Origin of the sequence: Kitasatospora sp. NPDC058965 (assembly GCF_042741245.1) — a bacterium.
In the GTDB taxonomy this organism is placed as follows: Bacteria; Actinomycetota; Actinomycetes; order Streptomycetales; family Streptomycetaceae; genus Kitasatospora.
Map to the genome: position 1 here is coordinate 1 of NZ_JBHYKG010000120.1, position 24150 is coordinate 24150.

At 74.4% G+C, this 24150-nt stretch carries 21 protein-coding genes; 11 read left to right on the plus strand and 10 right to left on the minus strand.

The features are described 5' to 3' along the window. Positions 1 to 41: 41 nt before the first annotated feature. The 4 genes from ACFW1A_RS20505 to ACFW1A_RS20520 all read right to left on the minus strand — a co-directional run bounded on the left by ACFW1A_RS20505 (position 42) and on the right by ACFW1A_RS20520 (position 3886). Positions 42 to 1145 (minus strand): hypothetical protein, encoded by a 1104-nt coding sequence (locus ACFW1A_RS20505; protein WP_380410539.1) that lies wholly within the window; start codon positions 1143 to 1145, stop codon positions 42 to 44. A gap of 347 nt (positions 1146 to 1492) precedes the next feature. After that, positions 1493 to 2164 (minus strand): response regulator, encoded by a 672-nt coding sequence (locus ACFW1A_RS20510; protein ID WP_380410540.1) that lies wholly within the window; start codon positions 2162 to 2164, stop codon positions 1493 to 1495. Positions 2165 to 2201: 37 nt separating this feature from the next. Then, complete coding sequence (locus ACFW1A_RS20515) at positions 2202 to 3437, minus strand: sensor histidine kinase (RefSeq protein WP_380410541.1); 1236 nt, start codon at positions 3435 to 3437, stop codon at positions 2202 to 2204. A 110-nt stretch (positions 3438 to 3547) separates the two neighbouring features. Then, positions 3548 to 3886, minus strand: coding sequence for a cupin domain-containing protein (locus ACFW1A_RS20520; protein ID WP_380410542.1), 339 nt, complete (start codon positions 3884 to 3886; stop codon positions 3548 to 3550). A 157-nt stretch (positions 3887 to 4043) separates the two neighbouring features. On the opposite strand from ACFW1A_RS20520, the gene ACFW1A_RS20525 reads away from it, so the two are divergent. Continuing rightward, positions 4044 to 4934, plus strand: coding sequence for a LamG domain-containing protein (locus ACFW1A_RS20525; protein WP_380410543.1), 891 nt, complete (start codon positions 4044 to 4046; stop codon positions 4932 to 4934). Between the two features lie 7 nt (positions 4935 to 4941). On the opposite strand, the gene ACFW1A_RS20530 is transcribed toward ACFW1A_RS20525, so the two are convergent. Next, positions 4942 to 7113, minus strand: a complete 2172-nt coding sequence (locus tag ACFW1A_RS20530; protein WP_380410544.1) for a ricin-type beta-trefoil lectin domain protein — start codon at positions 7111 to 7113, stop codon at positions 4942 to 4944. A gap of 351 nt (positions 7114 to 7464) precedes the next feature. Between ACFW1A_RS20530 and ACFW1A_RS20535 the strand changes: the two genes are divergently transcribed. The 4 genes from ACFW1A_RS20535 to ACFW1A_RS20550 all read left to right on the plus strand — a co-directional run bounded on the left by ACFW1A_RS20535 (position 7465) and on the right by ACFW1A_RS20550 (position 11224). Continuing rightward, positions 7465 to 8880: a ricin-type beta-trefoil lectin domain protein gene (locus ACFW1A_RS20535; protein WP_380410545.1), complete on the plus strand. Its 1416-nt coding sequence runs from the start codon at positions 7465 to 7467 to the stop codon at positions 8878 to 8880. Between the two features lie 318 nt (positions 8881 to 9198). After that, entirely contained in the window at positions 9199 to 9588 is a 390-nt protein-coding gene (locus ACFW1A_RS20540; protein ID WP_380410546.1) for a hypothetical protein, read from the plus strand. 90 nt (positions 9589 to 9678) lie between these two features. Then, positions 9679 to 9921: a hypothetical protein gene (locus ACFW1A_RS20545; RefSeq protein ID WP_380410547.1), complete on the plus strand. Its 243-nt coding sequence runs from the start codon at positions 9679 to 9681 to the stop codon at positions 9919 to 9921. A 94-nt stretch (positions 9922 to 10015) separates the two neighbouring features. Next, positions 10016 to 11224 carry a PQQ-binding-like beta-propeller repeat protein gene (locus ACFW1A_RS20550; protein WP_380410548.1) on the plus strand — a complete coding sequence of 403 codons (1209 nt, stop codon included), beginning with the start codon at positions 10016 to 10018 and terminating at the stop codon, positions 11222 to 11224. 101 nt (positions 11225 to 11325) lie between these two features. Here ACFW1A_RS20550 and pip read toward each other — a convergent pair whose 3' ends face one another. Next, positions 11326 to 12285: a prolyl aminopeptidase gene (gene pip / locus ACFW1A_RS20555; protein WP_380410549.1), complete on the minus strand. Its 960-nt coding sequence runs from the start codon at positions 12283 to 12285 to the stop codon at positions 11326 to 11328. A gap of 211 nt (positions 12286 to 12496) precedes the next feature. Here pip and ACFW1A_RS20560 point away from each other — a divergent pair, with 211 nt between their 5' ends. Further along, a complete protein-coding gene (locus tag ACFW1A_RS20560; protein ID WP_380410550.1) occupies positions 12497 to 14497 on the plus strand; it encodes a hypothetical protein in 2001 nt (666 codons plus the stop codon). A 30-nt stretch (positions 14498 to 14527) separates the two neighbouring features. Here ACFW1A_RS20560 and ACFW1A_RS20565 read toward each other — a convergent pair whose 3' ends face one another. Then, the gene (locus tag ACFW1A_RS20565) at positions 14528 to 15055 is read right to left on the minus strand and encodes a DUF6817 domain-containing protein (protein ID WP_380410551.1); all 528 of its coding nucleotides are present in this window, start codon (positions 15053 to 15055) and stop codon (positions 14528 to 14530) included. Between the two features lie 51 nt (positions 15056 to 15106). After that, positions 15107 to 16132, minus strand: coding sequence for a saccharopine dehydrogenase family protein (locus ACFW1A_RS20570; protein WP_380410552.1), 1026 nt, complete (start codon positions 16130 to 16132; stop codon positions 15107 to 15109). 102 nt (positions 16133 to 16234) lie between these two features. Between ACFW1A_RS20570 and ACFW1A_RS20575 the strand changes: the two genes are divergently transcribed. Then, positions 16235 to 17173, plus strand: a complete 939-nt coding sequence (locus ACFW1A_RS20575; protein WP_380410553.1) for a helix-turn-helix domain-containing protein — start codon at positions 16235 to 16237, stop codon at positions 17171 to 17173. Positions 17174 to 17242: 69 nt separating this feature from the next. Here ACFW1A_RS20575 and ACFW1A_RS20580 read toward each other — a convergent pair whose 3' ends face one another. Next, positions 17243 to 18931, minus strand: coding sequence for an esterase/lipase family protein (locus ACFW1A_RS20580; protein WP_380410554.1), 1689 nt, complete (start codon positions 18929 to 18931; stop codon positions 17243 to 17245). 185 nt (positions 18932 to 19116) lie between these two features. Then, positions 19117 to 20628 (minus strand): MFS transporter, encoded by a 1512-nt coding sequence (locus ACFW1A_RS20585; protein WP_380410555.1) that lies wholly within the window; start codon positions 20626 to 20628, stop codon positions 19117 to 19119. Between the two features lie 112 nt (positions 20629 to 20740). Here ACFW1A_RS20585 and ACFW1A_RS20590 point away from each other — a divergent pair, with 112 nt between their 5' ends. The 4 genes from ACFW1A_RS20590 to ACFW1A_RS20605 all read left to right on the plus strand — a co-directional run bounded on the left by ACFW1A_RS20590 (position 20741) and on the right by ACFW1A_RS20605 (position 24002). Next, a complete protein-coding gene (locus tag ACFW1A_RS20590) occupies positions 20741 to 21364 on the plus strand; it encodes a TetR family transcriptional regulator (RefSeq protein ID WP_380410556.1) in 624 nt (207 codons plus the stop codon). Positions 21365 to 21591: 227 nt separating this feature from the next. Further along, entirely contained in the window at positions 21592 to 22389 is a 798-nt protein-coding gene (locus ACFW1A_RS20595) for a GNAT family N-acetyltransferase (protein WP_380410557.1), read from the plus strand. An 83-nt stretch (positions 22390 to 22472) separates the two neighbouring features. Then, positions 22473 to 22697: a translation initiation factor IF-1 gene (gene infA, locus ACFW1A_RS20600; RefSeq protein WP_380410558.1), complete on the plus strand. Its 225-nt coding sequence runs from the start codon at positions 22473 to 22475 to the stop codon at positions 22695 to 22697. A 222-nt stretch (positions 22698 to 22919) separates the two neighbouring features. Beyond that, positions 22920 to 24002 (plus strand): phosphatidylinositol-specific phospholipase C domain-containing protein, encoded by a 1083-nt coding sequence (locus tag ACFW1A_RS20605; protein WP_380410559.1) that lies wholly within the window; start codon positions 22920 to 22922, stop codon positions 24000 to 24002. The last annotated feature ends 148 nt before the right edge of the window (positions 24003 to 24150 follow it).

Genomic DNA, 24150 nt, shown 5'->3' on the forward strand with positions numbered 1-24150 from the left:
GTCCGGGGGTCAGTGCGGGGAGCCCGCGGACCGACCCGGGATCAGTGCAGGATCGCGTGGGTGATGGCGCAGGAGTTGGTGTCGTTCGACCAGCTGGCCTGCTCGGTGAAGGTGCCGGTGCCCATCGCGACGTTGGCCGCGCCGCCCGGCTGGCCGGCCGCGATCCAGGCGCACTCGTCCGAGTTCTCCTCGCCCGAGGACGCGTTGGTCCAGCCGCCCGCCGGGAACTGGTCGGACATCATCTCGTGCCACTCGTGGCCCAGGGTCATGGTCCACCCGTCCAGCGTGCCGGGCGAGTTGACGAAGCCGACGCCGCAGCTGGCGCCCATGTCGGTGTTGTAGGGCTGGTTGCTGAAGGCGAGCGGGCCGTAGGGCGAGCTCACCGCGCCGCCGGTCAGCGTGCTGTCGCCGGTGTAGTCGTGCCAGGCGCAGTAGTTGTTGAAGTAGCTGTCCGGGTTGGTGCCGTGCGGCGAGAGGATCACGTAGTAGGTGTGGCGGTTGGACGCGGCCGTGGTGTTGCCGAAGTGGGCGGCCGCCTTGACCGCCTCCTGCCCGAGCTGGTGGCCGGTGGCGGCGCTGGGCGAGGCCGCCGAGTTGTCGTACCAGACGCCGGAGAGCACGCCCCCGGTCTGGTAGGGCACGAAGCTGGCGGTGGACGGACACGTGGTGGCGCCCTTCTTCACGCCGCTGCCGTCGCACCACTGGGTCAGGTCGGCGGACCACTTCTCGTTGCCGGTGCCGATGCCCTTGAACATGTTCTGGGTGGCCCCGGCGACGTGCGAGGTGTCCTTGCTGAAGGTGGCGTTGCCGCTGCTGTCGGTCCCCTGGGTGCCCCACTGGGTGCCGTAGAAGACCAGGTAGACCTTCGAGTGGCCGTCGTTGACGCCCACGCCGCCGATGCCGCCGCCGTAGCTGAGGGTGTTCGCGCTGGTCAGGGCCGGGTTCGCCCGGTTCGAGGCGGCCTTCTCGACCGTCGGCATGACGCCGTGCCGCGCGGTGCCGGTCGCCTGGGCGTCGGCACCCGCCGGCGCCTGCTGCGCCGATGCCTGGGGGACGACGGCCAGCAGCGCACCCGCGGCCAGGGACAGGGCGGCGACACCGGTCAGGGTCGCGCGGGTGGTGCCGCGGAGCATGGAGTTACCCATGGTGGGGGTCCTCTCTCGATGGGGCCGCGCCGGTGGGGTGATCGGTGCGGTCGAGCAGGTGACGGAGAGCGGTGAGCACGCCGCAGGCCCGGCGCGTGGGCGGGGTACGGCCACGGCCGGTGGTGCGGATCGGAGCGTCCGGGATCGCCAACTGGCCTGGGAATGCCGAATGCTGATTCCGGGCCTGGGGGCGCCTCGCCGTGTTCCGAGAAAACCAGACTTGTCCGCGCAGCGTCAATCCTGTGCGCATCCCTTGTTCGCCGCCCGGCCGAACTGCTCACCCGCGCTCAAACCCGTGCCCCGCCCCCGGCGTTCGCCGCGGCCCGGTCCGGCCGCCCGACGCCCGGTCAGGCGCCGTCCTGCTCCAGCAGCCCCGCGTCGTGCGCCAGCAGCGCGATCTGCACCCGGTTGGTCAGCCCCAGCTTGGCCAGGATCCGCGACACGTGCGCCTTCACCGTCGCCACGCTCATGAACAGTTCGGCCGCGATCTGGGCGTTGGCCAGCCCGCGGCCGACCCGGACCGCCACCTCCCGCTCGCGCTCGGCGAGCCCGGCCAGCCGCTCCCGCGCGCGCTGCTGCCGCTCGTCGGTGCCGCCGGCCGTCGCCTGCCTGATCAACTGGCGCGCCACGGTGGGCGACAGCACCGGATCGCCGGCCGCGACCCGGCGCACCGCCGCGACGATCTCGCCCGGCGGGGTGTCCTTGAGCAGGAACCCGGCGGCCCCCGCCCGCAGCGCCCGCAGCACCAACTCGTCGGCGTGGAAGGTGGTGAGCACCACCACCTGGGGCGGGTCGGCACTCTCCCGCAGCCGCTCGGTCGCGGTCACGCCGTCAACTCCCGGCATCCGCACGTCCATCAGCACCACGTCCGGCCGGGTGCGCGCCACCTGCTCCCCGACCTCGCCGCCGTCGGCGGCCTCACCGACGATCTCCAGGTCCGCGGTGCCGCCCAGCATGAGACGCAGGCCGGCCCGGACCAGCGGGTCGTCGTCCACCAGCAGCACGCGGATCGGGGTCATGGCCCCACCCAACCACACCGGCGCCGGGGACCGTTCGTCACCACGGCAGCCGGGCCCGCAGCTCGAACCCGCCGCCCGGCACCGGGCCGCCGTCCAGCTCGCCGCCGGCCAGCAGCGCGCGCTCCTTCAGTCCGATCAACCCCTGGCCGGAGCCCGGCACGTGCGGCACCGGGCCGACCGGCGCCGGGTTGCGCACCGACAGCGCCAGGCCGCTGCCGAGCCCGCCGACCACCCGGACCGTGACCGGCGCGCCGGGCGCGTGCTTGCGCGCATTGGTCAGCGCCTCCTGGACGATCCGGTAGGCGGTGCGGCCCATCGAGGCGGACACCCGCTCCGGCTCGGCCACCTCGTGGGCCAGGACCACCTCCATGCCGGCCGCCCGGGCCTCGGCGACCAGGCCGTCCAGTGCGGCCAGGGTCGGCTGCGGACGGCCCGGCTCCTCGGCGTCACCGGTGCGCAGCACGCCGATGATCTCGCGCAGGTCCTGCAGCGCCTCGTGCGCGCTGGCCCGGATCACCTGGGCCGCCCGCTTGATCTCCGCCTGCGGCGCGTCGGGCCGGAACTCCACCGCGCCCGCGTGCACGCTCAGCAGGGTGAGCCGGTGGGCCAGCACGTCGTGCATCTCGCGGGCGATCGCCTCCCGGGCCAGCCGCTGCGCCTGCTCGGCCCGCAGCTGCGCCTCGGTCTCGGCGGACCGGGCCCGGTCGCGCAGGCTGAGCACCAACTGCCGCTTGGAGCGGGTGAACATGCCCCAGCCGACGATCGACAGGATCACCACCGAGGCGAACGCCACGCTGGCGCCGTACGACATGGTGGGGTCGGGGCGCAGCCAGTCGTACAGCGGGGTCAGTGCCAACTGGATGCCGGCCACCCAGGCCACGTACCGGAACGGCCGGTGCACGGCCAGCGTGAACAGCAGCACGACCAGCGCGCCGCCGCAGGTGTTCGACACCAGCCCGATCGGGATCATCGCGACGGCCAGCGCCACCGGCCAGCGGCGGCGCCACCAGAGCGCGACGCAGGACAGCACGCCGAGCGCCTGGTCGGCCACGGCCCAGGTGTCCGGCACGCCCGGCAGGTGGCCCACCGACCGGTTCCCGCCGAACCCGATCAGTGCGGCCAGCGCGAAGGCGCAGAAGTCGACCGCCCAGTCCCGCGCCGTCCGCCGGGACCGGCGCGACGCACCGGGGTCGAGCTCGTCGGCCACCGCGGACGGCAGCCACCACCGCTTCTGGATCACCGGCGCGGCCGGCGTCGTGCTCTCCTCTGTCACGAGCCGTCAATGTACTGGCCGCAGGTGACCGGTCGAAGGCCTCGCGCCGGACCGTCGACCGAAGTCGCGCAGGTCTCGACCTTCGGCCGTGCGACCGCACCGTCCGGCGGTCAGACCCGGAAGACGGAGAGGTACCGGACGGCGGTCTCGGCGGTGAAGTGGGTGTGCTCGGAGCCCGCCGCGGCGGCGAACACGTCGCCGGTCGTCATCCGGCGCCCCTGGTTCGTCAGGGTGCCCTCGATCACGTACAGGAACTCGGCGTGCTGGTGCACGTGCGGTTCGGTCCGGTAGCCGGGTTCGGCCTCCACGACGGCCACCTGGTAGCCGTCGGCGCGGGCGGCGATCCTGGCCCGGGCCTTGCCCTGCGAGCCCCAGGGGATCCAGGGCAGCGAGTCGTCGCCGTCGAGCCGGGCGATGTCCCAGCCGTCGAGCGAGGGGGTACCTGCCATGGATTCCTCCGGGTCCGGGGGCGGGCGGGTGGCCGCGTCGCGCACCAGTATGCCTGTGCCGCACGGCAGTTCAACCGACGACCGCCCCGGGTGCGGACCGTGCGGCCGCCGGCGCCTAGAGTTCTCGCGCGAATCATTCGGGGGAACGGGAGTGCACATGAGCAACGGTTGGGACGCACCGGGTCATCCGCACGGAGCGGGGTCCGCCACGCCCGACTGGGCGGCGCTGGCCGACCTGGCCGAGCGCGCGGCGGCGCGCCGGCGGCGGCTGCGGATCGGGCTGGCCGCGCTGGCCGCGCTCGCGGTGGCGGGCACGGCCACCGCCGTCCTGGTGCTGCGGTCGGGCGGGCCCGGCGGCGATCCGCACCGGACCGCCTCCGGCGCCCCGGCCGCGCCGAGCGGGTCGACGTCCGCCACCGGCTCCCCCAGGCCGACGGCCCCGCCGACCGGCCTGCACCTGAGCCGGACCGCGCAGGTGGCCCCGGTCGACGGCCGGACCGGCCCGGTGCTGACCCTGCCCGGGCACTCGGACGGGTACGCGGAGTCCAAGGACGGGGCCGTCGACACCTCGCACGGCTTCACCGTCTCCGCCGTGGTGCTCAACCACGCGGCCACCGACCCGAAGGCGGCGGTCTCGCAGGGCGGTGACGCGTTCTTCTCCTTCTACCTGGGCCGCGAGGACTCCTCCGCCGCCACCCGCAACCGCTGGGTCTTCAAGGTGCAGACGGCGGCGGAGCCCGGCAAGGACGTGATGGCGCTGTCCACCGCCCCGGCCGAGCCGGAGCGGTGGACGGCGCTGACCGGCGTCTACGACGCCGGCGCGCACTCGATCTCGCTGTACGTCGACGGCACCCTGGCCCAGACCGTTCCGGTCTCCGGTGTGCTGGCCTCCGGCGGGCCGGTCGAGCTGGGCCGGGCCCGGTACAAGTCGCACTGGGTCGACTTCTGGAACGGGTCGATCGCCGAGGTCCGGATCTGGGACCACCCGCTGACCGCGGACCGGGTCCCGGTCCCGGAAGGCGCTCAGTACTCCTGGCTCACGCCCTGACGGACCGTCACGGGTAGCTCACCAGGTCGGCCACCGTGGACCCGCTGCGCACCGTCGCCCCGGTGGAGTTGACGATGTGGGTGATGGTGCCGGTACCGCCGAGCGAGACGTCCATGCTGTCGTGCAGCTTGACCCCGGCGGTGTTCGGGACCTCGATGGCGCGGTCCGCCACGGTGCTCGGGTTGACGTTGAAGTAGCAGTAGACGCCCAGGCCCCAGGCCTGGTGGTCGGTGACGCCGGGGGCGACCTGGTAGCTGGCCCAGCCGTTGCTGCCGCCGTTCGTCCAGCTGGCCTGGTTCGGCGGGTCGTACGGCATCTCGGACTGGTAGAAGTAGGTCCGCCCGCCGTTGCCGTTCCAGCGCACCTGGTACTGCTGGTAGTGCTCGACGGCCAGGCCGTACATGGTGACGGCGGCGCCGTTGACCACCAGTCCGTTGGCGGCGGTGTTGCTGGTCCAGCCGACGCCGTTGCCGTGGTCGGCGCGCCACAGCCACAGGTCGTCGCCGATCGTGTTGTTGGCGTTGACCTGGAGGGTCTGGGTGGCCTTGCCGACCGCGGCGCCGCCGATCCGGAAGAAGACGTCGGAGAGCACGGTCGGATCGGCCGAGTGGTCGGCGCCGGCGCCGGCCGGGCCGATCTGCACCAGGGTCGGCGAGTTGGTGGTGCCGGCGTCCACGATCAGGCCGGCGATCCGGACCCCGCCCACGTCGGCGGTGGAGATCGCGGTGACGCCGTTGTCGGCCACCAGGGTCGCCAGGCCCAGGCCCAGCACCACCGTGTCGGCGCGGTTGATCCGCAGGGTGTCGTTCAGGTGGTAGACGCCCGGGGTGAAGATCAGGTTCTTGCCGGCCGCCAGCGCCGCGTTGAGGGTGGCGGCGGTGTCGGCCGGAGTGGCGATGTAGAAGGCGCTCAGCGGCAGCGCGGTGCCGCTCGCGGCCTGGCCGGAGCTCCAGTCGGTGCCCTGGGTGTTGCTGCGCCGGCCGGGGACCTGGACGCTGTAGGTGCCGGCCCCGTCGACGGTCAGGTAGGGCTTCTCCACCTGGGTCGGGGTCTGCCCGACCGTGGTGTAGGGCGGGTTCGGGAAGCTCTGGCCCGGGGCGCCGTTGTCACCGACGAAGACCATGTTCCAGTTGGCGCCGGTCCAACTGCCGAACTCGTCGTTGCGGGAGAGCCACTGCTGCTGGCTGCCGGAGTTGACCTGTCCGTCCACCTTGGCGTCACCGAGGAAGCCGCCACTGGACCAGCCGCCGTTGTCGTCCAGCACCAGGTTGCCGCGCAGGTGCGTGCGGCGCATCGGGGAGGCCTGCGAGACGGCCCACTTGGTGGTGCCGGAGGCGGGGGCGACGGCCAGGTTCTCCGCGCCGCGCCAGAAGTTCTCGGTGGCGTTGCCGCCGTTCCACTGGGCGTCGGAGTTCAGGCCGCCGGTGATCGTGGTGTCGTCCGGCGACTGGCCGAGGCCCAGCACCTGGGTGTAGTAGCCGACGTTGAGGTTGACGTTGTAGCTGCCGGGCTTGAACAGCACGGCGTAGCGGTTGGCGCCGAACTGGTTGGACTGCTGCTGGTTGTCGATCTGGTCGAGCTGGCTCTGGATCGCCGCGGTCGACTGGGAGGGGTCGAAGACCAGCACGTTCGGGCCGAAGGGGTTGTTCGGCGCGGTGGCGGTGGGCAGGGTCCACTGCTGGTTGGCGGTACCGGAGCAGGACCAGATCTGGACCTGGGTGCCGGGCGTGGTCGACCAGCCGGTGTCGTCCAGGCACTTGCCCGACTGCGGGTTGAGGAGCGCGCCGTTGGCCTGCGGCTGCCACACCTGGGCGCCGGTGCCGTTGCAGTCGTACAGGTCGACCGCGGTGCCGTCGGCGGTCCCGCCGCCGTTCACGTCCAGGCACTTGCCCAGCACCCGCAGCGTCGCGTCCGATCCCACGGTCCACTGCTGCGCGGCCGTCCCGTTGCACGTGTACACCTGCACCGGGTTGAAGTTCGCCGACGACGCCGACCGGTCGTCCAGGCACAACCCCCCGTACCCCACCACCTGACCGGTGGCCGGCGCGGCCGCGGTGGCGGCGGAGACGGCGGGGGCCGGGGCCAGGACGAGGGCCCCGGCGGCGAGCGGGAGCAGGGCCGAGGCGACGGCGAGCGGCCCGGGCCCGGTTCGGCCGAAGCGGTGGTGGCGTGGGGACATGACGGGTCCTCCGGTACGGGGATGTGGGGGTGCGCCGATTGAACTCTTGAAGCCATGGCCCCGTCAAGGGATCTGACGGCATTTGGTCTAAACCAATCCACGATCCGCCAACATGGTGGACCGATGCGGATTCGAGGGAGATGGCCGCACCCGCCCAATCCGGGAGAACGCTCTCCTGTGATCACTTGTTGAACACACAGGTCAGGACACACCTCGGACATATCTCACAGTTCCCTCGCACCACACTTTGGCTTCTGAAGACTTGACGCCCCGTCATCGGGTCTAGTTGACTCCGCCCTGCTCGGCCGCGCTGCCCCCACACCGTCCCGGCCATCCCCCCATGGAGTTGCCATGCGCCTTCGGCGTGCCTGCGTCCCGTCCGCCACCCTGCTCACCGTCGCCTCCGCGCTGCTGCTGGCCGCCCCCCAGGCCCAGGCCGCGGCCAACCCGGGCCCGGGCTTCCCGGCCCAGTACGCCGCGCCCTACGTGGAGACCTGGAACTCGCCGAGCGCCATCGCCTCGGCCGAGGCCGCGACCGGCCTGAAGTACTACACGCTCGCCTTCGTCATCGACGGCGGCGGCTGCAACGCCACCTTCAACGGCAGCACCGCGATCTCCGACGCCGGCTGGACCGGCGCGATCAACACCCTGCGGGCCTCCGGCGGCGACGCCATCGTCTCCTTCGGCGGCGCGGCCGGCACCGAGCTGGCCAAGGCCTGCACCTCGGTCTCCGCCCTGCAGACCCAGTACCAGCGCGTGATCGACACCCTCAACCTGACCCGGGTCGACCTCGACGTGGAGGGCGCGACGCTGGACGACACGGCCGCCAACGACCGCCGCAACCAGGCGCTCGCCAACCTGCAGTCCTACTACGCCGGCCGCGGCCGCACCCTGAGCGTCGACTACACCCTGCCGGTCGACACCGGCGGCCTGCTCTCCGACTCGATGAGCCTGCTCAACAACGCCGCCTCGCACGGCCTGAACGTCAACCTGGTCAACATCATGACCATGGACTACGGCCCCAACGAGGAGATGGGCCAGGCCGCGATCAGCGCCGCCAACGCCCTGCACGGCCAGCTCGGCCAGGTCTGGCCCGGCAAGAGCTCGGCCCAGCTGTGGGCGATGGAGGGCAACACGCCGATGATCGGCGTCAACGACTCCACCAACGAGGTCTTCACCACCGGCGACGCCGGCACCCTGGAGAACTTCGCCAAGGCCAACGGCATCCAGGAGCTCGCCTACTGGGCGCTCGGCCGCGACAAGGCGTGCGCGAGCAACGGCACCCTCTCCGACACCTGCAGCGGCACCTCGCAGAGCCAGTACCAGTTCGCGTCCACCTTCAACGCCGTCACCGGGTCCGGCGGCGGTGGCGGCGGCGGCTCCCGCACCGGTCAGGTGGTGGGGTACGGGGGGTTGTGCCTGGACGACCGGTCGGCGTCGTCGGCGAACTTCAACCCGGTGCAGGTGTACACGTGCAACGGGACGGCCGCGCAGCAGTGGACCGTGGGATCGGACGCGACGCTGCGGGTGCTGGGCAAGTGCCTGGACGTGAACGGCGGCGGCACCGCCGACGGCACCGCGGTCGACCTGTACGACTGCAACGGCACCGGCGCCCAGGTGTGGCAGCCGCAGGCCAACGGCGCGCTCCTCAACCCGCAGTCGGGCAAGTGCCTGGACGACACCGGCTGGTCGACCACGCCCGGCACCCAGGTCCAGATCTGGTCCTGCTCCGGCAACGCCAACCAGAAGTGGAACCTGCCCGCCTGACGGCACGTCGGACCCACGGCGCGGCCCGCCCTCCGGGGGTGGGCCGCGCCGTCACGGTGCCGGGCCCGGTGCGCCGACCCACGGCGACACGGCACGACGGTCCACTGCGCGGGCGGCTCCCCGGTCCGACCGGGGTCGGGCGGCATCGATCGAACGGTTGATGCCGGCCTCACCAGTTCGGCGCCCGGGAACCGAGCCGACGTGCGATGGCGCGGGGCGTGCGCAGCGGGAGGCTGGGGTTCGTCGCCACACCGCACCGCATCACCGGACGCCGCCGCAGGCGCCCGGGGCACCAACCGCCGGGAGGGCCGAACCCCCATGACCACGGCTTCCGCACGTCCCTTCGAGGCGCCGATCCCCGCCGCGCGTCCGTACCCACTGGCCGCCACGCGTCCGGCCGCCGCCTGCTACCTGCGCTGTTTCCCGTACGACCCCTGGGAGATGCGCGACCTCGCGGCCGCGCTCTTCACCTTCGCGCGGCGCTGGGGCTACTGGGAGCCGACGGTCTTCCTCGACAACGGCGTGGCGTCCAGCAGCGCCCGGCCGAGCCTGGACGCCCTGGTCGCCGCCGTCACCGCCCGGCAGTACCGCGTCGTCTTCGTCCCCGGCCTGTGGGTCTTCGCCATCCAGGACGACGCCGCCCTCGCGGCCCGGGCCCGCCTCCTCGACGCGGGCTGCGAGGTCCTCGAACTGCCGCCCGGCTCCTGACCGCTCCGCCCCTCGGCCGCTCCCGACCCGCGGCCCCGCCCGGCACCGGTGGCTCGGGTCACGGATCCGGCGGTGGACTACCCTCCAGGTATGGACTCGTCGCCGCACCGCGACCCACCGTGGGGCACCTGTCCGCGGTGCGCGCGGGCCCTGGTGCGCGACGAGCTGCTCCTGCAGGCCTGGCCGATGCGCATCGCGATGCCGGGCCCTCCGGTCTGCCCCGGCTGCACGCCCGAGGAGATCGAGCAGTACCTGGCGCTCTGGGAGCCGCAGCGCAGCGTCGAGTACCAGGACGCAGGCCGCGAGGACCCCCGGGGCGAGCGGAGCGGCTGACCGGATCCGCCCGATCGGCCGTCAACTCCCGCTCCGGACCACTACGATGCCCGCACCGTACAACGACGTCGGTGGGGGTTCAGCGGTGGGACGAGTGTCGGCAGGCCGGTCCGGTGCGCACGGGGACCCGGCCGCGCCGGATCCGCGCCCCGCGGTGGAACCCGGCCCGGGCCTCCGCTCCGACGTGCTCGCCCAGGGCGAGCTGGACACCGCTCCCTCCTGGCTGCGCCGAAGACGCGTCCCGCTGGCGGTCGGCGCAGCGCTGATCGCCGCCACCGCCGCCCTGTACCAGGCCCTGTCGGGCCACAGCGCCGACGCGGCCGCCCGCTACACCCACGTCAAGCCGATCTGGACCGGCGACGCCGATGCCGCCGCCGCCCCGGCCGTCGAGCACGGCACGCTCTACCTGCCCGCGGCCGACGGGCACCTGTACGGGCTTGACGCCGCCACCGGCACCGCCCGGTGGGTGTCGGACGCGACGGCGGGCCCCGGCCACACCCTCGCCACGCCGGTCTTCGGCTACGGCATGCTCTACACCAGCGACGGCGACCGCACCCTCTACGCCGTCGACGCCTCCGACGGCAGCACCCGGTGGGAGTTCGCCACCGGCGGACCGGTCCGGACCACCCCGGCCGTGCTGGGCGAGACCCTGTACGCGGGCAGCTCCGACGGCCGGGTCTACGCCCTGGACGCGCTCACCGGCGAGCCGCTCTGGTCCCAGCCGATCGGCAGCACCGGCTACCCGACCGCCGCGCCCGGCACCACGCTCTACGTGACCGCCGAATCGGGCCGGGTGTACGCGCTGGACACCTCGACCGGCCGCCAGAAGTGGGTCTTCGACGCGGGCACGCCGATCTCCGCGCCGCCGACCGTCGTCTCCGACCTCGTCTATGTCGGCGGAAACGACCGGACCGTCCGTGCCCTGGACGCCCACACCGGCAGCGTCACCTGGACCTTCACCGGCGGCTCCGCGTTCACGGCCCGCCCCGCGGTGGCCGACGGCCTGCTGTTCGAGGGCGGCCGGGACGGCACCCTGTACGCCCTGGACGCGGTCACCGGCACGCCGCGGTGGCACCGCGCGACCGGTGGCGCGGTCGCCGCGGCCGCCACCCCCACGGACTACGGCACCCTGGTGGTCGGCAGCGGCGACCACCGGGTCCGCGCCCTGGACGCCCGCACCGGCTCGGTGGCCTGGACCTACGCCGGCGGGGACGACGCCGGGCAGCCCCCGGTGGTCTCGGACGACGTGCTCTACCTGATCGGCGCCGACCACCGCCTGGTCGCCCTGCGCCAGACCCGCTGACCCCTCGGAGCCCGAGCAGCTCCGGATCGGCGGGCGGGTCTTCCGGCGGATCCGCTGAACCGCGCTGCCGCGGCGCACCCGGTGGGGTGCGCCGCGCAGCCTCAGTCCTTCTTGAACTCCTCGATGGCGTCGCGGATGATCTGCCCGGCCGCGTCGTTGCCGATGTGGCCGGCGTCGTCGATGATGTGCAGCCGGGCTCCGGGCCAGGCCTTGGCCAGCTCCCAGGCGGTCTGCGGCGGGCCCCCCATGTCGTACCTGCCGTGCACCAGGACGGCGGGGATGCCCGCCAGCCTGTGGGCGTTGCGCAGCAGCTGGTCCGGGTCCAGCCAGGCGCCGTTGCTGAAGAAGTGGGCGCAGATCCGGACGAAGGCGATCTGTGCGTCCGCGTCGCGGTCGCTGTACATGCCGGGGATGCCGTGCGGCTCCCCGGAGATCACCGCGTCCTCCCAGGCGAGCCAGTCGACCGCGGCCCGGGCCCGGACCGCCCGGTCGGGGTGCTCCATCAGGCGGGCGTAGGCGGCGAGCAGGTCGCCGTCGCGCTCGGCCGCCGGCACGCCGTCGCGGAACCGGTCCCAGGCCTCGGGCTGGAAGCGCCCGGCGCCCCGGTAGAGCCACTCGGTCTCGGCCGGGCTGGTGGTGGTCACCGCCTGGATCACCACCTCGCTGACCCGCTCGGGGTGGGCCTGCGCGTAGGCGAGGATCAGGGTCGAGCCCCAGGAGGCGCCGTTGAGCAACCAGCGCTCGACGCCGAGGTGTTCGCGCAGCAGCTCGATGTCGTCGATCAGGTGCCGGGTGGTGTTGCGGCTCATGTCCGCCGCCGGGTCGCTGGCGTGCGGGGTGCTGCGGCCGCAGTTGCGCTGGTCGTAGCGGACCAGCCGGTAGGCCTGCGGGTCCCAGGCCCGGGTGGGCCGCAGCGGCGAGCCGGCGCCCGGTCCGCCGTGCACGTAGAGGGCGGGCTTGCCGTCGGGGTTGCCGAGCTCTTCGTAGTAGATGCGGTTGCCGTCTCCGGTGTCGAGGTACCCGGTGCGGTAGGGACTGGTCGGAGGGTAGAAGTCAACCATGGGCGCCGATCCTACGCCTACGGAGCTCCGTCCGGGTCCGATCGTCTGATGTTCCGTCAGGACCCGGCTGCGGCCAACCGCCTCGCCCATCCCGGGCATCTTCCGCGGCCCGCTCCGGCCAGTCGCGCGCGGGCGGCCCGGAGCTGTGGCAGGTAGGAGGTCGGCGGCCCCGGACCGGCCGCCGTCCCGCGCGCGACCGAACGGAGCCCCCATGCGCCGACGCCACGGCGTCCTGCTGACCGCCGCCCTGCTGGCCCAGTTCGCCGCCGGGCCCTCGCACGCGGCGGTGCCCGCGGCCGACGGCCGGCCGCGGGTCGACCAGTGCGGCGTGGTCCGCAGCGCCGACACCCCGCTGGGCGGCGCCGAGGTGACGCTCTACCGGGCCGGGGACGGCGCGGGGAGCGCACCGCGGGTGCTGGCCCGCACCCGCAGCGGCGAGGACGGGCGATTCACCCTCGACTACCGACCGCCGGCCGACCCGCGTGCGGTGCTCTACGTGCTCGCGGACCTCTCCCGCTCCGGGTCCGGCCGGCACACCGGCGGGCGGCCGACCGGTCCGGTGGTCCTGGCGGCCGTGCTCGGCGGCGCCGAGCTGCCGCCCGAGCTGGTGGTCAACGAGCGGACCACGGTGGCCGTCGCGTACGCGCTGGCCCGGTTCACCGGTCCGGGCGGCGTCTCCGGCAGCCACCCCGGTCTGCAGAACGCCGCCGCGGTCGCGCACAACCTGGCCGACACCGGCACCGGGGAGGTCGCGCCGCTGCTGGCCGCCCCGCCCAACGGCGACCTGACCTCGACCCGGGCCGAGTTCAACACCCTCGCCGACCTGCTCGCCGCCTGCGTCACCGGCGGCGCCTGCGACCGCCTGCTCGACCTGGCGCAGCCCCCGGGCGGCGACCGGCCCCGCGACACCCTGCTGGCCGCCGTCGACATCGCCCACGCCCCCGGCCACCACGCCGCCGAACTGTTCGCGCTGGCTGCCACCACGCCCAGCTACCTGCCCGCACTGCCCGCCGCGCCCGACGCCTGGACGGTGGCGCTGCGCTACGAGGGCAACGGCCACGAGCTGGACGGCCCCGGCAACATCGCCTTCGACGCGGACGGCAACGCCTGGGTGAGCAACAACTACCGCTACGGCGCCGATCCCGCCGTCCCGGTCTGCGGCGGCCGCGCGGTGCTCGAGTTCACCCCCGCCGGCCGGGACGCGCCGGGGGCGCCGTACCCGGGCGGCGGCCTGTACGGCGCGGGGTTCGGCGTCACCGTCGACGCGAAGGGCACCGCCTGGGTGGCCAACTTCGGTTTCCAGGGCTCCGGTTGCCCGATCGACCCGACCCCGCTGGAGCGCAGCCTGTCGCAGTTCGCCCCGGACGGCACCGCGCTCTCCCCGCGCACCGGCTGGCGCCGGGGCGGCATCGCCCAGCCGCAGGGCATGGCCGCCGACCGGGCGGGCACCGTGTGGGTCGCCAACTGCGGCGCGGACAGCGTGACCAGGATCCCCGACGGTGACGCCGCCCGGGCCGAGGAGGTGCCCGCCCCGGGCGTGCGGAAGCCGTTCGGCGCCGCCGTCGATCCCGCCGGTCGGCTCTGGGTCACGGGCAACGGCAGCGACAGCGTCGCGGTGCTGGGCCCGGACGGCGCCCCGCAGGGCACGGTCACCGGCGGCGGCCTGCGCCGCCCGCTCGCCGTCGCCACCGACAGCCGCGGCTACGCCTGGGTCAGCAACAGCGGGATCCTGCCGGTGCCCTGCGCGGACAGCACGCCGGCCGACCTGGCGGACGCCGTCGCGGGCGAGTCCGGTCCGCGCCCGGGGGCCTCGGTGACGCTGATCGCGCCCGACGGCACCCCGGCCGCCGAACCGTTCACCAACGGCGGCCTGTTCCTGCCCTGGGGCATCGCCGTCGACGGGGACGACACGGTCTGGGTCGCCAACTTCGGCGGCCACCGGGTCGCCCGGCTGTGCGGCACCGACCTGTCGGCCTGCCCGCCCGGGTACCGCACCGGACAGCCGATCTCCCCGCCCGACACCGGCTACCCGAGCGACGGGCTGGAGCGCAACACCGGCCTGCAGATCGATCCCTCGGGCAACGTCTGGCTGGTCAACAACTGGCGCACCGCGGCGGTCCAGACGAACCCGGGCGGCCACGAACTGGTGGTCCTGGTCGGCGCCGCCGCGCCCGTGCCGACACCGAAGCTCGGTGGTCCGGCGCAGCCCTGACGGGCCGTCGGGCCCGACCGGCCGGCGGGCTCAGCCCAGCACCTCCTGGCAGTACTGCCAGGCGGGGTCGGAGAGCAGCGGCCGCCAGCGGGTGAACAGCCCGAGCAGCGCGGGGCCGTACCGCTCGCGCAGCTCCGGGCTGACGGCGGCGATGTCCAGCTCGTTGGCCGCCGTCAGTTCGGCGAAGTCGCGCAACTGCTGGGCGGTCGGCCGGAACCGGGTGCCGGTGAACCGGTCGGTGAACCCGGGCTCGTCCGCCGTCAGGGCGGGATAGGAGGCCCGGCGGTCGCACGAGGCGTAGAAGTGCACCAGCGCCTCGGCGTCCGCCCCGATCGCCCGCACCAGCTCGTCCCGCCGGTCCAGCGGCAGCAGCGCGGTGGCGAACCCGTCGGTGCCGTAGCACGCGTGGCACAGCCCGGCGCAGACCAGTGCCGGCCGTCCGCCCCAGTCGGCGAGCAGCGCGGCGACCCGCCGCAGGTGGGCCAGCAGGGTGCCGCCGGGGTGCTCCATGGTCGCGGCCCCGGCCGCCCGCAACAACTCCAACGCCTGCTCGGTCATGCTGCTCCCCCTCGGTGGCCCGGACGTGCCACCCGATCCTACGACCCGACCTCAGCCGGTCAGTTCCACGGTCAGGTGGCCGGCGAGCGCCTGCAGGAAGTCGACCGGGTCGAAGGCCGCACCGGCGGCGGCCACCCCGACCGCCCGGGTCTGCCCGGTGAGGATGCGGTGCACCGCCTCCACCGCCAGGGGTGCGGAGACGGCGTAGATGTCCCGGCCCCGGGCCACCGCCCGGCGCTGCTCCCCGCCGGACCGCACCACCACGTCGACCAGGAAGGTCTGGTCGGAGCGGCCCTGCTCGTCGGCCGGGACCGGCGCGGTCGCCTGCGGGGCGGTCAGGTCCCGGACCGCCTCGACGGTCATGTAGCTGTGCAGGTCGGTGACGGACAGGTGGCTCGGCACGGTCACGATGTCCGCCATGGCGAACTCGCCGAGCACCGGGCGGCTGCCCAGCGGCGCGGGGAAGTCCCACTGCAGGGCCGGCAGCTCGTCCTGGTGGTGCGTCAGCCGGCCGCCGGTGTGGCGCAGTCGGCGGTCGCCGCGCCGCTCCCGGGAGACGGCGCCGGACAGCAGGGTGCCCGGGGTGGGGTGCCAGCTGCTCAGGCCGTAGGCGATGTGCACCTCGTCGGCCGCCGTCCAGTCGCCGGCCGCGGCCGTGGCCAGCAGGTCGCCGAGGCCGCCGTAGAAGGCCATCGCGGGGACCACCAGGGTGCCCGCGGCCCGGGCGCGGTCGGCGAACAGCGCGAAGGTGTCCAGGTTGGCCTCGATCTCGGCGGCCACGTCCACGTAGGGGATCCCGGCGCGCAGCGCCGCCTCGACCACCGGGGCGACGGTACTGGCGAACGGCCCCGCGCAGTTGATCACCGCGTCGGCACCGGCCAGCGCGCGGTCCAGCGCGTCCGCGTCCTCGACCGGGGCCGGTCGCGCCTCGCTGCCCGGGTGCTCGGCCGCCAGCGCGGCCAGCTTGCCGGCGTCCCGGCCGACCAGCACCGGGTGGAAGCCCCGCGCGCGCAGCTCCGCCACCACGAACCGCCCGGTGTGCCCGTACGCGCCGAAGACCGCGACCGTCTGTCCCATCGTCCTGCCTCTTTCCTGTTCGCTTCCCGTTGCCACCATCCTGGTGGCCCGGGCGGCCGGCCGGTGAGTGTCCGGAACGACACGGCTCGTACAATTCCGGACATGGTTTCAGTCGCCCTGGCCGTCACCGACGGGATGCTGCACTTCGAACTCTCCCTGGCGCACGAGGTCTTCGGCTCGCGCCCGGCCGCGCTGGGCACCGGGCCGTGGTACGAGCTGGCCGTCTGCGGGGCGGGTCCGGTCCGGGTCGAGCGGTTCCGGCTGGAGCCCGACCGCGGACTCGACCACCTGGCGGCCGCGGACCTGGTGATCGTCCCTGGCTGGGCCGACGTGGACGTGGCGCCGCCGGCCGACCTGGTCGACGCCGTGCGCGCGGCCCACCAGGCCGGCGCCCGGGTCGCCTCGCTCTGCACCGGCGCGTTCGTGCTGGCCGCCGCCGGGCTGCTGGACGGCTGGCGGGCGACCACGCACTGGGCCCACACCGACGCGCTGGCCGCCCGCTACCCCCGGGTGACGGTGGATCCGGACGTACTGTACGTGGACAACGGCAGCGTGCTCACCTCCGCGGGCAAGGCCGCCGCCATGGACCTGTGCCTGCACCTGGTGCGGCTCGACCACGGCGCCGCGGTCGCCAACACCGTGGCCCGCCGCCTGGTGGTGCCGCCGCACCGGGACGGCGGCCAGTCCCAGTTCGTCACCACCCCGGTGCCCGCCCCGGAGAACCACCCGCTCGCCGAGCTGTTCCCGTGGGTGCTGCAACGGCTCGACCAGCCGCTGACGGTGGAGGACCTGGCCCGGCAGGCCGGGATGAGCTCGCGCCACCTGGGCCGGCACTTCCGCTCGGTCACCGGCACCACGCCGCTGCAGTGGCTGCTCGTCCAACGGATCCGGCACGCCCAGGCGTTGCTGGAGACCACGAACGACGGCATCGAGCGGATCGCGGCCGCGACCGGGATGGGGACGGCCACCACGCTGCGCCGCCACTTCCACCGCACGGTCGGGGTTCCGCCGGACACCTACCGGCGCACCTTCCGCTCCTAGGGTCCGTCGCCGGGTCGGGCCGCTGTACCCCTGACGCCCGGTCAGGCCCGTCCGGCCCCTGACGCCCGGTCAGGCCCAGGGCCCGACCTCCAGCACCAGCCGGGCCCGCGCCCCCAGGATCCGCCGGGCCGTGTCCGGGAGCGCGACCGCGCCGTCCGCCCCGAGCGCGTCCGCCTCCGTCGCGACGTGGTCGGCGATGGCGCCGGGCAGGCGGGAGTTCCACACCGTCCACAGCTGCTGCGGCCCGCCGGCCGCGCCGTCCCGCGGGCCGACGTCGACCACCAGGACGTCGTCCCAGTCGGCGGCCTGGGCGAGGTGGTCCTGCCAGAACAGCAGGCCGTGCCTCTCCTCCAGCCGCACCACCCGCAGGTGCAGCGCGTAGCGGCAGCGGTCGGGCGGCGGGCCGAGCGGGTCGGTGGCGAACATCGACGGGTCGAGCAGGAAGACGGTGGTGAGCGGGACCACCCCGTCGGGGCGGGCCGCCTGCCGGTCCTGCGCCGCCGCCAGCTGGATCGGGCAGCAGTGCGCGGCCAGTTGCTCGTGCATCACGATCGGCAGTCCCCGGACGGAGAGCTGGAGTTCGGCCTGCCAGACCACCGTCGTGGGCCCGTCCGCCGCCGGCAGCTCCAGGCCGGCCAGCCCGACCGCGACGCGCTGGGTGCCGAACAGGAAGCGGCGCAGGTTCTGGTAGCCCTCCTCGGAGTTGACCAGGCCGTAGCGGCCGGAGTGGGAGCGGTGCACGTAGGCGCGGTGGGCTCCGGCCACGGCGGCGTTCTCGATCGCGACCAGGCCGTCGCTGGCGTGGCCGACCACCGTCCTGGAGATCCCGTAGTCGGCCGGGTCGGTGCCGACCACGCAGAAGATCCGGTCGGTCGGGAACTCGTCCGCCGGGATCACGTTCGGCCGCCAGTCGTCCTGGCCGTCGCCCTGCGGCGGGGTGTCGCCCCAGACGGCGTCGCGCCGCAGGTACCCGTACATCAGCTCGGGCGAGAAGATGTCGGAGCCGACCGGTCCGAAGGTCTCCATCACCCAGTCGAACAGCCCGCCGCCCACGGCGAAGGTGATGCCGCCGTGCGGGGTGCCGTAGGTGAAGAGCTTGTCCACCAGCTCCTTGCCCGGGGTCCGGGGGGCGCCGTCGCGCGGCAGGTAGGAGATCTTCTGGATCATGCACCGGCAGATCAGGCCGCCCATCGAGTGGGCCACCAGCAGCACCTTCGGCGCGCCGGTGCGGGACAGCACCAGTTCGACCAGGTCGTAGAGGTCCTCGGCCGCCTTCTCGATCCGGAAGTCCACGGCGTCCTTGCCGAAGGTGTCGGCGGAGTCGTCGTAGAACCGGTGGATCCAGACCGTGTCCGGCGGCACGCTGCCCGCCGGGCGGGACTGCAGGTAGGCCTTCGGGTCGCCGGAGACCAGCGGCCGGTAGCCGTCCTGGGCGAAGAGCCGCAGCAACGGGCTCTCGAACTGGTAGTACTGCGGGGCGCCGTCACCGCCGACCCGGACGTGGGTCGAGCCGTCGTTGAAGCCGTAGAACGGATCGTCGACCTGCTTGTCGATCCCCTTGGTGCCGCCCGCGAACCCCCGCACGTAGACCAACGGGAGTCTGCCGCCCCCGTCCTGACCGGGCGTCGGGGCCGGCGCGGAGGCCGGGGACGGCGCGGAGGGCGGGGACGGCGCGGGCGACGCGGAGGGTGGGGACGGCGCGGGCGTGGCCGCCGGGCCGGGATCCGGGTCGTCGTGCAGGTGGAAGATCGACCTCATCGGGACGCTCCTCAGGAGGAAGCCGCGTTCCCGTCGCGCCACGGGCGACCTGCCGGACGCAGCACGCCAATGCTCCTACCCGATCAGGCTATGCCCGCCGGTGGCCCGCCGCAGCGCGGTCCGGCCCCGGCGGGGGGGGGCGCCCCGGCGCGGGGCACGGGGGCCGCGCGGCCTGCCCGCCGGCCTCACCGCGCGGTGCGCCGCAGCAACAGGGCCACGCCCACCGCCGCCGCCAGCACCACCGCGGCGCCGCCGAGCAGCGCGTCCTGCAGCCCGGCCACGAAGGCGGTGCGGGCGTGCTCCAGCACCGGGCCGCCCATCCCGGCGGCGGCGCCGAGCGAGGAGCGGGCCGCCTCGGTGACCCGGGCCGGGAACCCGGGCAGCGTCAGGTGACTGCGGTAGCCGGCGGCGAGGATGCTGCCGAGCACCGCGATGCCCAGGGCGCCGCCCAGTTCGCGGGCGAGGTCGTTCATCGCGGAGCCGACGGCCTGCTGGGTGGGCGGCAGCGCGTCGGTGATGGCGGTGGTGGCGGGCGGCATCGCCAGGCCGAGGCCGGCCCCGAGCAGCAGCAGGATCAGGGCCAGCCGCCAGTACGGGGTGGCGCCGTCCACCCGGGAGAACAGCCCGAGACCGACCGCCGCCATCACCAGGCCGGCCACCCAGGGCCGCCGCGCCCCGAGCCGGGCGCCCAGCAGCGGGCTCAGCCGGGAGCCGGGCACCAGCGTGGCAGCCATCGGCAACATGCTGACGGCGGCCTTCAACGCGCTGTCACCGCGCACCAGTTGCAGGTACTGCATGAGGACGAAGATGAAGCCGAAGAAGGCGAAGAACTGCAGCGCGATCGACAGCGTGCCGGCCGCGAACCGGCGGTTGCGGAACAGCCGCGGGTCGAGCATCGGGTGCCGGGTGGTCAGTTCCCAGGCCACGAAGCCGCCCAGCACCAGCAGCCCGAGACCGATCCCGCCCAGGGTGGGCAGGCTGCCCCAGCCGTGCTGCGGGGCCTCGATGATGCTGTACACCAGCAGCCCGAGGCCGCCCGCCACCAGCACGGCGCCCAGCACGTCCAGCGGCGGCTGCTCGGGCTCGGCCGACTCCGGCACCCGGGTCAGCACGCCGAGCACCGCGAGGCCGGCCAGCACCACGTTGAGCAGGAAGACCGAGCGCCAACTCCACGCCTGCAGCAGGGATCCGGCGACCAGCACCCCGACCACCGCGGACGCCCCGGCGACCGCCGCCCAGACGGCGACCGCGCCGGCCCGGCGCTCGCGCGGGAAGGTGCTGGTGATGGTGGCGAGGGTGGCCGGCATGACCAGCGCCGCGCCGATCCCGAGCACCGCCCGGACGGCGATCAGCGCGTCCGGCGAGGTGGTGGTCATGGCCAGCGCCGATCCCGCGCCGAAGACGGTCAGGCCCGCCAGCAGCGCCCGGCGGCGCCCGAACCGGTCGCCGAGCGCGCCGGCAGGCAGCAGCAGGGCGGCGAACACCAGGCTGTAGGCGTCGATGATCCAGGACAGCTGGGTCTGGCCCGCGTGGGTCTCGCGGGCGATCGAGGGCAGCGCCACGTTGAGCGAGGACATCGCGGAGACCACCGTGGCCAGCGCGAGGCAGGTGATCGCCAGGACGGCGGTGTGGCGGACGGGTGCGGCGGCGCCACCGGTGCGCGGCACGGCGGTGGGCGGTGGCTGGACGGCGTGCATGGTGCTCGGCCTCCCCTGGACACGGATGGGTGGGACGAGGGTCACGGTGGCGCCGCGGGAGGTAGGATTTCAACGTTGATGAATTAATCGCCGCACCGAGAGGAGGGGACCCGTGGCACGTGGCCGCCGCCCGGGCAGCCCGGACACCCGGGCCGCCATCCTGGAGGTCGCCCGGCGCCGCTTCCTGGCCGAGGGGTACCAGGGCGTCACGATGCGCTCGCTGGCCGCCGACACCGGCGTCGACATGGCGCTGATCGGATACTTCTTCAGCTCCAAGAAGGGGCTGTTCGGCGCGGCGATGGCGCTGACGGTCAATCCGGCCGAGGTGGCCGCGCAGGCGGTGTCGGGCGACCTGACCACGCTCCCGCAGCGTGTCCTGCGCACACTGATCACCGTCTGGGACAGCCCGGAGTCGGGCCCGCCGCTGCTGGCCATGCTGCGCAACGTGGCGCAGGACGAGGCGCACGCGGCACTGCTGCGCGAGGTGCTGCAGCAGGAGATCGTGGACCGGGTGGCGGCCCGGCTCGAAGGACCGGGCGCCCACCGGCGGGCCGCCGCCTTCGGCGCGGTGATGGCCGGCGTGATCACCACGCGCTACCTGGTGCGCCTGGAGCCGATCGCCTCGATGACGGCTGATGAAATCGTCCGGCACGTCGGCCCGTCGCTGCGGCTGGCGCTGCTGGGCCCGGCGCCGGCCGAGCACCGCGCCGGGCGACCGGCGCGGGCGGCGGGCTGACCGACCGTGCGGCGGGGGCGGTGGGGGCGGCACGCGCGGGCCGACGGTAAATCGGTGGGAGCGGCCGCCGACCGGTGCTACTGTCTGGGCAGCCGTGAGACCACACGAGGAGGTGAGACCCATGCAGGCAGTTCGCAGGTGGGTGCTCCCTCTCGTCGTCACGGCGGGCGAGTGACGTAGGTGTCGCCGGGAGCGCTCGAACGAGGCACTCCCGAGAGGCAACTCCCATGAACACCACGCATCCCCTTTCGCACTCCCCCGAGCGCGCGGCCCGGGTCGTCCGCGTCTCGGACACCGAGTGGCAGGCCCTGGTCGGCGACACCGTCGTCGGCCGCGGCGACGCCGCCCGCCGGCCCGACGGTCGGCTCTTCATCAGCGTCGACGCCTGGCAGGGCCCGCTCTTCGACCGGATCGCCCGGGCAGTGCTGGCGGACCTGCCGGCCCCGGTGCACACCGTGGTCGACGACTCGGACGCCGATGCGGCGGCCGCCTGGGAGCGGGTCGGTTTCGCCCCCGCGCGCCGCGAGCGCGGCTACCGGGTGCCGTGCGATCCGCAGCTCGGCGGGCTGGGCGACGCGCGCCCGCCAGCCGGCGTGACGGTGCTGCCCGCCGGCGCGGCGCAGGAGGGTCCGCTGCGGGCCCTGGACCGCGTCGTCCACCGCGAGGTCGAGGCCGCCGGCGGCTGGCGCACGATGCCGGCCCAGGTGCTGCCCTGCCCGCCCGGCACGAGCGTGGTCGACCCGTCGAAGTACGCGGTCGCGCAGTACCGGGACCAGTACGTGGGCCTGCTCCGGGTGGGTCCGCTCACCCGGGAGCCGCGGGTCGGGCTGCTCGCCGTCCGCGCGGACTGGCGGCGCCGCGGCGTCGGCCGGGCGCTGCTGGCCCACTCCCTCGGCGCGCTGCACCGGCGCGGCACCACCACCGCCTGGGCCGAGGTGGACGAGTCGAACGCCGCGGCGATCGCGCTGTTCGAGGGCATCGGCGCCCGCCGGGCGGGCGGCACGCTCGAGCTGGTCCGCCACTGACACCGCGTCCCGGCCCGCCGGGTCGGGACGCTCCTGTTCCTTTCACCACCGCACCGTCACCGACGGAGAACCGAGGAGTCGTCATGACCAAAGCATCAGGGGGCGTGGAAATCGAGGGCACCGTCACGGAGTGCCTGCGCAACGCCCAGTTCAGAGTGGAACTGAAGAACGGGCACACCGTGCTCGCCCACATCAGCGGGAAGATCAGGAAGAACTACATCAAGATCCTCCCCTTCGACCGGGTGCTGGTGGAGATCAGCCCCTACGACCTCACCCGCGGCCGGATCCGCTACCGCTACCGGTCCTAGGACTTGACGCCCCGCCCGTCCTCCGGCGCCCCGGCCCTCGTGGCCGGGGCGCCGGCGTGCGGGCCCGCCGTGCCCCCCCCTGCACCGGAGGCGGCGACAACTCTTTGACGAAGTGTCACCCCCGAGCCACTCGTTCGGGCTAGCATCGCGCCGCGTACACGCCAAGAGTTGAACGCAGCCGGCGGCCCCGCCGGTCTCTGCTCCCGCCGTCCCGGAGGACTGATGGTCGCCTCGCGCCGTCCCGTTCCGCGTCGTCTCGTCTCCTGCCTGCTGACCGCCGCCGCGGGCCTGCTCCCGGTGGTGCTGGCCGGCACCCCGGCCACCGCCGCTGCCGGCCGCACCGCCGCTGCCGTCACCGACCCCACCCTCGCCCAGGGCACCTCGGTCGGCCTGCACAACACCTACGACGACACCAGCGCCTTCCCCTACCTGGCCCAGGCACTGGACACCGGGGCGTCCCTGGTCGAACTCGACACCTGGGTCGACCCGTTCACCCACGAGTGGAAGGTGAGCCACTCCAACCCGCTGGGCAACGGCAACAACTGCGTGAACGCGAGCACCGCCGCGGACCTCTACCGCGGCGGCGCCAACAAGGACCTGGGCAGCTGCCTGGACGACATCCGGATCTGGCTCGGCGCCCACCCCGGCCACGCACCGATCATGGTCAAGCTGGAGCTGAAGGCCGGCTTCGACGCCACCATCGGCCTCGGCCCGACCCAGCTCGACTCGCTGGTCCAGGCCCACCTCGGCTCCGATGTCTACCGCCCGGCCGACCTGATGGCGGGTTACCCGAGCCTGGACGCCGCCGCCCGCGCGAACCACTGGCCCTCGCGCACCGCCCTGGCCGGCAAGGTGGTCCTGGAGGCCATCCCCGGCACCTTCGAGCAGAACAACCCCTTCGACCACCTGTGGACCGACACCGAGTACGCCCAGCACCTGTCCGCCCTCCAGACGGCCGGCCGCCTCGGCGACGCCCAGGTGTTCCCGTCGGTCCTCGGCGCCGCCGCCGGTGACCCGCGCACCCGCTACTCCGACGCGAGCCTGCGCCCGTGGTTCGTGGTCTTCGACGGGGACGCGCACGCCTACGTGAACGGCGGCATCGACACCTCCTGGTACGACGCCAACCACTACCTGCTGGTGATGACGGACGCCCACAACGTCGACCCGGCCCTGTCCGACACCGCCCCGTCGCAGGCCGACGCCACCGCCCGGGTCGCCCAGCTGGCCGCCGCCCACGCCTCGTTCGTCTCCTGCGACTGGACCGGCCTGCCGGCCGTGCTGTCGGAGCAGCTGCCGCGCGGCTAGGACGTACCCGGTCGACCGGGTGACCGGCCCCGGCCGTTGACCCGGCCCCGGGGCGGGGAGATCCCCGGGAGGCCGGGGGGGCCGCGGGGGGCCCGTGACGCGCGGGGCGCGCGCCGCGCGCCGGCCGGCCCCCGAGACCCCGCGCGGC

Excerpts from the sequence above, each read along its gene's own strand:
- ACFW1A_RS20540 (WP_380410546.1), top strand. The coding sequence starts at position 9,199 with ATGACCACGGCTTCCGCACGTCCCTTCGAGGCGCCGATCCCCGCCGCG.
- ACFW1A_RS20520 (WP_380410542.1), bottom strand. The coding sequence starts at position 3,886 with ATGGCAGGTACCCCCTCGCTCGACGGCTGGGACATCGCCCGGCTCGAC.
- ACFW1A_RS20570 (WP_380410552.1), bottom strand. The coding sequence starts at position 16,132 with ATGGGACAGACGGTCGCGGTCTTCGGCGCGTACGGGCACACCGGGCGG.
- ACFW1A_RS20525 (WP_380410543.1), top strand. The coding sequence starts at position 4,044 with ATGAGCAACGGTTGGGACGCACCGGGTCATCCGCACGGAGCGGGGTCC.
- ACFW1A_RS20575 (WP_380410553.1), top strand. The coding sequence starts at position 16,235 with ATGGTTTCAGTCGCCCTGGCCGTCACCGACGGGATGCTGCACTTCGAA.
- ACFW1A_RS20510 (WP_380410540.1), bottom strand. The coding sequence starts at position 2,164 with ATGACCCCGATCCGCGTGCTGCTGGTGGACGACGACCCGCTGGTCCGG.
- ACFW1A_RS20585 (WP_380410555.1), bottom strand. The coding sequence starts at position 20,628 with ATGCACGCCGTCCAGCCACCGCCCACCGCCGTGCCGCGCACCGGTGGC.
- pip (WP_380410549.1), bottom strand. The coding sequence starts at position 12,285 with ATGGTTGACTTCTACCCTCCGACCAGTCCCTACCGCACCGGGTACCTC.
- ACFW1A_RS20530 (WP_380410544.1), bottom strand. The coding sequence starts at position 7,113 with ATGTCCCCACGCCACCACCGCTTCGGCCGAACCGGGCCCGGGCCGCTC.
- ACFW1A_RS20505 (WP_380410539.1), bottom strand. The coding sequence starts at position 1,145 with ATGGGTAACTCCATGCTCCGCGGCACCACCCGCGCGACCCTGACCGGT.
- ACFW1A_RS20545 (WP_380410547.1), top strand. The coding sequence starts at position 9,679 with ATGGACTCGTCGCCGCACCGCGACCCACCGTGGGGCACCTGTCCGCGG.
- infA (WP_380410558.1), top strand. The coding sequence starts at position 22,473 with ATGACCAAAGCATCAGGGGGCGTGGAAATCGAGGGCACCGTCACGGAG.
- ACFW1A_RS20535 (WP_380410545.1), top strand. The coding sequence starts at position 7,465 with ATGCGCCTTCGGCGTGCCTGCGTCCCGTCCGCCACCCTGCTCACCGTC.
- ACFW1A_RS20580 (WP_380410554.1), bottom strand. The coding sequence starts at position 18,931 with ATGAGGTCGATCTTCCACCTGCACGACGACCCGGATCCCGGCCCGGCG.
- ACFW1A_RS20605 (WP_380410559.1), top strand. The coding sequence starts at position 22,920 with ATGGTCGCCTCGCGCCGTCCCGTTCCGCGTCGTCTCGTCTCCTGCCTG.
- ACFW1A_RS20560 (WP_380410550.1), top strand. The coding sequence starts at position 12,497 with ATGCGCCGACGCCACGGCGTCCTGCTGACCGCCGCCCTGCTGGCCCAG.
- ACFW1A_RS20565 (WP_380410551.1), bottom strand. The coding sequence starts at position 15,055 with ATGACCGAGCAGGCGTTGGAGTTGTTGCGGGCGGCCGGGGCCGCGACC.
- ACFW1A_RS20595 (WP_380410557.1), top strand. The coding sequence starts at position 21,592 with ATGAACACCACGCATCCCCTTTCGCACTCCCCCGAGCGCGCGGCCCGG.